This window comes from Methanosphaera sp., assembly GCF_016282985.1.
Taxonomy (GTDB): domain Archaea; phylum Methanobacteriota; class Methanobacteria; order Methanobacteriales; family Methanobacteriaceae; genus Methanosphaera.
Window position 1 is genome coordinate 1 of sequence record NZ_JAEELZ010000113.1, and the last position, 7314, is coordinate 7314.

Consider the following 7314-nt stretch of genomic DNA (forward strand, 5'->3'; position numbering starts at 1 on the left):
CAATTTTGATACCAAATGGACATGAAAATCCGTCTGTTGTTCTTATAGTCTGACAGGTACCTTGATCACAGGAATTTAGTCCACCACTATCTCTGCATGTGAAATTGTTTCTTCCTTTAACCTGCGCATATCCAAATTCATCAGCATACTGTCTTTGTAACTGTTTTGTCATTGTTAATATGTATGATGGTTGAAGTATCTGTGCTAATGTTGCTGCTATTGCTGATTTTCCGGTTCCTGTTCCTGCTTCGAGTATTACATATTTTTTATCTGATTCTAATGCATTTAGTATTTCTGTAATCAGTTCTAGTTGATTGTGTCGGGCTTCTTTAAATGGAAAGTTTTCTATTATTTCATCATCAATCTCTGGGTGTTGCCTTTGTAATTTTTCTTTTTCTTCAGTTGTTGGTCTTTCTATTAATGATTGATGTTCATCTTCATTTTTTGAGCATACACATTTGTTTTTTATCATTCCACACTTTGGACAAAATATTGAATTCATAATAATAATTTTTGTTACTCCTTATTTTTTTATTTTTTTAATTTTAATTTAAGGAAGTTAATTTACTTTTTAACAGTTTTTTAAAAATTATATATATCTTAAAAAACCATAAATATACTATAAACTATTTATATCGGAAAATTTAAGTTTACTTTATAATTTTTAATTATTATTCAAATCATATTTAGAGAGGAATTGTTAAATGGCAATAGGTAAGTTATATGGGCTAGGAGTAGGTCCTGGTGACCCAGAATTAGTGACTATTAAAGCAGCACGTATTATTAAAGAGACAGATATTATATTTGCACCGCAATCCAAAAAAGGAAGACCAAGCGTAGCATTAAAAATTGTTCAAGGAATAATTGATGAAAGAGAAGAAGAACCTGAAATATTACAACCATTATTCCCTATGACTGAAGATGCAGAAACACTTGATAAATCTTGGGATGAAGCAGCAGATCAGTTATTTGAAAAATTATCACAGGGGTTGGATGTTGTATTTGTTACATTAGGTGATCCAACAATTTTTAGTACTTTTTCATATGTATCTAAAAGATTACAGAAAAAAGGTGTAGAAGTAGAATTAGTGCCTGGAATAGCAGCTATGACCGCATGCAGTACTACTGCAGGAATACAATTAACGGAACAAGATGATATTCTTGTAGTCGTACCGCAAATTGATGATAGATTACCAAAAATATTACCATATGTAGACACAGTAGTTGCAATGAAAACGTCACGTCATTTAGATTTATTGGAAGATTGTATAAATCAGGACCCTAGAGAAAAAGAAATAGTCTCTGTACAAAACTGTACAATGGAAGATGAAAATATTGTACATGGCTTTGTTGATAATAAGAAATATTTTTCAACAAGTATTATTAAATTCAAAAAATAGTGTTTAGAAGATTAGTCTTCTAATTTTTCTATTATTTTTTCACAAAGAATTTCCCAATCAAATTCGTTAGAAATCTTTTTTTGTATATTTTCCGGATTTTCTTTAATGTTATCCCAGTTATTTATTGTGTATTGTAATTTTTGTTCTAGTTCATAAATGTCATGTTTAATTAATGTTCCATATCCTGTTTTTTCTATTATGTCCGGTGAACCACCAACATTTGTGGATATGATATAATTTCCATGATAAGCTGCTTCAAGGGTTGATATTCCAAAGCTTTCCTTTTTGGATGTACAACAGTAAATACTTGAATTAGCATATTCTTCACTTAATCTTTCCTTATCAGAAACATAACCTTTAAATATTATTTTATCTTTTAGTTCAGGATTTTCTTTAAATAAATATTTAACAAACTCTTCCATATCCTCTTCAACATTACCGACCAAAATCAATTTCCAATCTTTTAGATCAATATGGGTTACAGCATTTAACAGCATGTCTATTGATTTATTTTTCTTCTCAATATAACCAACATATAATATGTTGTGTTTTTTATCATTTAGTTTAGTATCATTTGCTTGAATACCATTTGGAAGGTATAAAAGTTTTTTTTCTGTTATTATATTACTTTCAAGTAATGTGTTGTAATTTTTCTTTGTCTCAATACTTATTAAGTCGATAAATTTAAAGAGTATTCTTACATAAAGACGTCTTAATGAGGGTAGTAAACCATTTCTTTTAATTAAAAAATCAATAAATTCATTATTGGCATCCAGTTTTAAAAATATTTTTCCTTTTCTATTATTTAATTTGTAATAAAACAGATAATGAGGTAATAAATTGTATCTGAGGTGATATAATTGTAAGATGTCAATATTTTTTGCATGTTTTTTAAGATATTTTTTAACATCCCTTTTTTCGTTTCCAGTATTGTCCAGGTAGTCTAATGAAAAATTTTCAGAGGTTAATAGTGTAGTCATATAATCAAATTCTTCATTAGGGTATGTTGTAATTTTTGTATCATATTTTTTTGATAAGGTGTAAGGAATCATTCCTACATCCTTTGTAAGAATGTAATTATATAATCCTGGAAATATGCAGTTAAATTTTTTCAATTTTTCTGTAACTCCTTATTCTTTGTAACAAAATATTTCAACCTGATTTTTAATCTTATGAGTTAGTTGTTTTTCATCTAATTGTATTGGCATTTTAAGGTCTTCAAGCAAATCGAATTCTGTGTCAATAATCTCTTCAACCCGGTACAAAAACCAACTTGTTGTTTCATCTTTTGATTTTTTGTTAAAAAGTGGATAATCAAATCCTTCTGTGTTAAATCCATTTTTGCCACTGTATTCTATAGTCATTTCATCATCGTTGTGTAATATAATTTCAGCAGTATTTATTCCGTGGTTTTCTTTAAGATCTTCAAATCTGAAATGAAATTTTTCATATGATGTCATTTAAATCATACCTTACATAATAATTATTTATAATTATGTACATAGATGTATTTAAGAGATGAGATTATGTTAGAAAATATTTGGTCTGAATTAACTTATAATCGAAAAAAAGAAATAGGAAAATATGCTTTAGTTTTCTGTGGTGGTGCTGTTGCTGGTTTTCTCATTAAAAAAACAGTAGATACCTATCTTGGGGATATGTCTAAAGAAATTGATAAATTAGAAGATGAGAAAAATAATGAGATAGATATTGATGATTTAAATGATGAAATCCTTCCTGATGAAGACATTTAAATGAATTTTATAGATGAATGGGGTTTTATTATTTTAAGTAATGTTTCTATTGTTTTATTGAACTGGAATGGTGATGAAGATACTATTGATTGTTTGGAATCCTTAAAAAGTTTAGATTACCCAAATTTTGATGTTTATCTTGTTGATAACAATTCTGAGAACAAATCTATAACTAACATAAAAAATTATTTGAATAATGATTCTTTTTATAATAGTGTTTTAGTTGAAAAAGAAGATTTGCTTGGTTTTCAAAAAAAAGATGAAACAAATCTTGTTTTTATATTAAATGATAATAATGCAGGATTTGCTGGTGGAAATAATGTTGCTTTAAATTATATTAAAGATAATGTGTTTTCGGGATATGTGATGTTGTTAAATAATGATACAATAGTGTCTGAGGATTTATTAACCGGACTTGTTAATAAATTCAATGAATCTGAGGATATAGGATTTGTTGGGGCAACTCACTATTATTATCATGATAAAAATAAATTACAAACAGTTGGTGGAGGAAATATTGACTTGGTCCATGGGGAATGTAGTGCAGTAACTACATTTGGAGTACAGGAAGAATTTGATTTTTTAACCGGTTCATGTATTCTTATGTCTTGTGATGTTTTACGAAATGTTGGGGTAATGGATGAAGAATATTTTATGTATTGGGAAGATGTGGATTGGTCTACATGTGCAAGGAAAAAAGGTTATAAATTAACAATTTCAGACACTGGATATATATATCATAAAGAAGGAGCTTCAATTAAATCAGTATCAAGAATATATTACCATACACGTAATAGAATTTTATACATGAAACGCAATACAAGTGGTTTAACTTATTATAAATTCATGATTTACATAGTATTGTATGTACTTAAAGAATCAACTACTAATTTCTTTAAAAATAGGGAATATTCTCTTGCTCTTCTAAGAGGTCTAAAAGATGCTTTGTTAAAAATTATATAGATTAAACAAGAAATAGAATATTATTAGTTAAGAGGTAAGTAAATTGAACAAAAAACAATTAAAAATAGCAGTATTTCATAATCTTCCTTCCGGTGGGGCAAAACGATCATTATATACATATATTCAATATTTGACTCAACAAGGACATATTGTTGATGTTTTCATTCCGGAAACTGCAAATGAAGAATATTTACCATTGGAATCCGTTGCAAATAGTGTAGTTAAATATGATGTTAAACCAAGCTTTTTTAGAGAAAAAATTTATTCAATTTTCAGTTATGTGCCGGCAATTATTAAAAGAGTATCCGTGAATAATGTTATGGAAACTGAGAAAAAAATTGCTGAGGATTTGAATGATTCAGGCTATGATATAGTCTACTGTGAACAGGATCAGTTCACTATGACTCCGGTAATTTTTAAATATTTGACAAAACCGTCAATATATTATTGTGCTCAACCAATCAGAAACGAACAAATACTTAAAAAAGTCAATAATCAGAAAACAAAAGCAGGCATATTTAATCATCCGTTAATACGTCCGTTTGCCAATATATTCGTAAACAATGTTGAAACAAGAGATTATGAAAGAGATATTGAATTTGCAGAATACTCAACAAACCTCCTAACAAACTCGTATTTTACACATGAGAATATATTAAGACAATATGGAAAAAATGCACTGGTATCTTATATAGGTGTAGATAATAAGATGTTCGCTCCTTTAAATCTCAAAAGGGATAATTACGTATTGTCCGTAGGAACTTGCATACCACCAAAAGGATATGATTTTTTAATCAGATCAATTTCCAACATACCTGTAGATATTCGGCCAGAATTAGTAATAGTAGGAAATAGTAGTGATGAACTGTGGGTTGAATATCTAAGAACATTGGCTGAGGAAAAAAATGTAGAATTGGATATATTGACAATGATATCTGATGAAGAACTAATTAATTTATATAACAAGGCTAAATTAGTAGTATATGCACCATACTTGGAACCATTCGGTTACGTACCGTTAGAAGCAATGGCTTGTGGTACTCCTGTGGTGGGAGTTAAAGAAGGTGGACTTAGAGAATCAATACTACATAATAAAACAGGTTTATTAACTCAAAGAAACGAAAAAGACTTTGCTAATGCCATAATTAAATTATTAAATGATGAAGAATTATGGAATAAATTGTCACAAACAGGAATAAAATACATAGAATCAGCATGGACTCTTGAAAAAGCTGGTGAAAGATTATTGGAACATATGTATAGAATATTAGAAGAAGATGAGTGATTAAAATGACAAAACCATTGGTTTCCATAATATTATTAAATTGGAATGGTTATGAAGACACATTAGAAGCATTGGAATCATTATATCAGATAAATTATCCTAATTATAATGTAATAGTTGCCGATAACAATTCTATAAATGATTCTATTGAAAAAATAAAGGAATATGCTTTAGGAAATATAAGAGTAGAAACTGAGTACACCAAATATGTGGATAACAAACCTATCAAGTTAACTATTGTAAATGAAGGCGAATATTCTGAAATAGACAATACCTCTGATGAAAATGAGAAAAAATTACTGCTCATTAAAAATAATGAAAATTATGGTTTTGCGAAAGGAAATAATATTGCTATAGATTACACAATAAAATATGATAATCCTGATTATATATTGCTATTAAACAACGATACTATAGTTGATCCCAATTTTTTAGAAAAAATGATCAATGTTGCACAAAATGATTCTAAAATAGGTTTACTGGGTCCAAAGTTTTATTATTATGATTATGAAGGAAGTCATGAAACAATATGGTGTATAGGAAGTGTAGTTGACTTGGATCATTTTCCTGGACATCACAGTATAATGGAAGAACCTGATTATGATTTAACTCAGGATGTTATAGAATGTGATTGGGTATCTGGAGCGGGAGCGTTAATAAAAACAGAAGCAATGCCTGAAAGTTATTTATCTACAGAATTTTTCTTTGGATGTGAAGATGTTGATTTAGCAATATCAATCAAAGAAAAAGGATATAAAGTAGTTACAGTAATGGATTCAATAATATGGCATAAGGTTGGAATGTCAAGACATAAGAATTCCACATTTAAAACTGAATATAATCATATTAAAACAAATTTACAGTTTATTAAAAAACACAAATCCAATTATTATATAAACTTACCAAAGTACTACTATCAAATCCTAAAACTCTATATTAAAGCGATAATTAACAAATTATAGCTTTAAACTTCTTTTTAAAAACATTTTAAAATTTTTATTTTATGAATATTTGGTAATACTTAAAGTAATATTATTAATTTTTGTTAAAAAGTTAATCTCTTTTTTTAGTAATTTTTTAAAAGTTATTTCTTAAATAGTTTCTTCAATATACAACATATAATTATTTATTAATAGTCCTTGTCATGAAAATTTTAACAAGTTTTAAATATTATTTAAAACAATAATTTAGTTATAATTCATTGATTAACAATGTATTATGGGAGTTGTTAACATTAAGAAAAAATATTTATTAGTGTTAATCACTGTGTTATTTATTAGTTTGACAGTTGTTTCGGCAACTAATGATACTGATATCGAAGAAAAAGATTCTGATTTATCATTAAATCAGGGTACTTCAACACATAATACAGAATTAATTACTAAAAAAACAACAGATAATGTTACAAAAACAAATACAACTACAAATACCAAAACGGCTTCTAAAACATCTGTAAATCCAGTGACAACAAAATATAATTCAACTGTAAAATTGAGTGCAAAAATTACCAATGCTAAAACAGGAAATAACATTGATGAAGGTAAAGTAGTTTTTAAAGTTAATGGTAATACTGTAGGTTATTCTAATGTAGATAACGGACTTGCAACTTATGTATATGATGCAAAAAGTTTAACTCCAAAAAATTATACTATAACAGTGAAATATGGTGAAAATTCCAAATATTTGGGCAGTTCATCAACTTCAACTTTAACTGTTGTAAAAGATGCAAGTAAAATTGTTGTAAGTAATGTTACAGTTATTTCTAACGAAACAGTTAAGATTACAGCAACAGTTTCCAATAAAAATAATGGAAATTATGCAACAAGTGGTAAAGTTGCATTTAAACTTAATGGTAAAACAATAGGTTATGCAAATGTAACTAATGGAAAGGCAATATTAACATATAAGGCAG

At 27.7% G+C, this 7314-nt stretch carries 9 protein-coding genes; 6 read left to right on the forward strand and 3 right to left on the reverse strand.

Annotated features, from left to right (window positions below; translation table 11 throughout):
* A partial coding sequence (locus QZZ11_RS06725) for a DEAD/DEAH box helicase family protein (RefSeq protein WP_292474685.1) occupies positions 1-502 on the reverse strand: 502 nt, incomplete at its 3' end.
* 202 nt (positions 503-704) lie between these two features.
* Here QZZ11_RS06725 and cobI point away from each other — a divergent pair.
* Entirely contained in the window at positions 705-1400 is a 696-nt protein-coding gene (gene cobI / locus QZZ11_RS06730) for a precorrin-2 C(20)-methyltransferase (protein WP_292474687.1), read from the forward strand.
* Between the two features lie 11 nt (positions 1401-1411).
* Here the strand turns inward: cobI and QZZ11_RS06735 are convergent, their stop codons facing one another.
* Positions 1412-2515, reverse strand: coding sequence for a glycosyltransferase (locus tag QZZ11_RS06735; RefSeq protein WP_292474689.1), 1104 nt, complete (start codon positions 2513-2515; stop codon positions 1412-1414).
* A 15-nt stretch (positions 2516-2530) separates the two neighbouring features.
* Positions 2531-2860 (reverse strand): hypothetical protein, encoded by a 330-nt coding sequence (locus QZZ11_RS06740; RefSeq protein WP_292474691.1) that lies wholly within the window; start codon positions 2858-2860, stop codon positions 2531-2533.
* A gap of 66 nt (positions 2861-2926) precedes the next feature.
* Here QZZ11_RS06740 and QZZ11_RS06745 point away from each other — a divergent pair, with 66 nt between their 5' ends.
* From QZZ11_RS06745 to QZZ11_RS06765, 5 genes are all read left to right on the forward strand, one after another.
* A complete protein-coding gene (locus tag QZZ11_RS06745) occupies positions 2927-3154 on the forward strand; it encodes a hypothetical protein (RefSeq protein WP_292474693.1) in 228 nt (75 codons plus the stop codon).
* Positions 3155-4117 carry a glycosyltransferase family 2 protein gene (locus tag QZZ11_RS06750; RefSeq protein ID WP_292474695.1) on the forward strand — a complete coding sequence of 321 codons (963 nt, stop codon included), beginning with the start codon at positions 3155-3157 and terminating at the stop codon, positions 4115-4117.
* 43 nt (positions 4118-4160) lie between these two features.
* Positions 4161-5402: a glycosyltransferase family 4 protein gene (locus tag QZZ11_RS06755; RefSeq protein ID WP_292474696.1), complete on the forward strand. Its 1242-nt coding sequence runs from the start codon at positions 4161-4163 to the stop codon at positions 5400-5402.
* Between the two features lie 5 nt (positions 5403-5407).
* The gene (locus QZZ11_RS06760) at positions 5408-6364 is read left to right on the forward strand and encodes a glycosyltransferase family 2 protein (RefSeq protein ID WP_292474698.1); all 957 of its coding nucleotides are present in this window, start codon (positions 5408-5410) and stop codon (positions 6362-6364) included.
* Between the two features lie 319 nt (positions 6365-6683).
* On the forward strand, positions 6684-7314 hold a 631-nt coding region (locus QZZ11_RS06765; RefSeq protein WP_292474700.1), incomplete at its 3' end, for an Ig-like domain-containing protein.

Bases quoted from the DNA above. Each gene is read 5' to 3' on its own strand.
- QZZ11_RS06760 (WP_292474698.1), top strand. From the start codon at position 5,408: ATGACAAAACCATTGGTTTCCATAATATTATTAAATTGGAATGGTTAT.
- QZZ11_RS06745 (WP_292474693.1), top strand. From the start codon at position 2,927: ATGTTAGAAAATATTTGGTCTGAATTAACTTATAATCGAAAAAAAGAA.
- QZZ11_RS06750 (WP_292474695.1), top strand. From the start codon at position 3,155: ATGAATTTTATAGATGAATGGGGTTTTATTATTTTAAGTAATGTTTCT.
- QZZ11_RS06740 (WP_292474691.1), bottom strand. From the start codon at position 2,860: ATGACATCATATGAAAAATTTCATTTCAGATTTGAAGATCTTAAAGAA.
- cobI (WP_292474687.1), top strand. From the start codon at position 705: ATGGCAATAGGTAAGTTATATGGGCTAGGAGTAGGTCCTGGTGACCCA.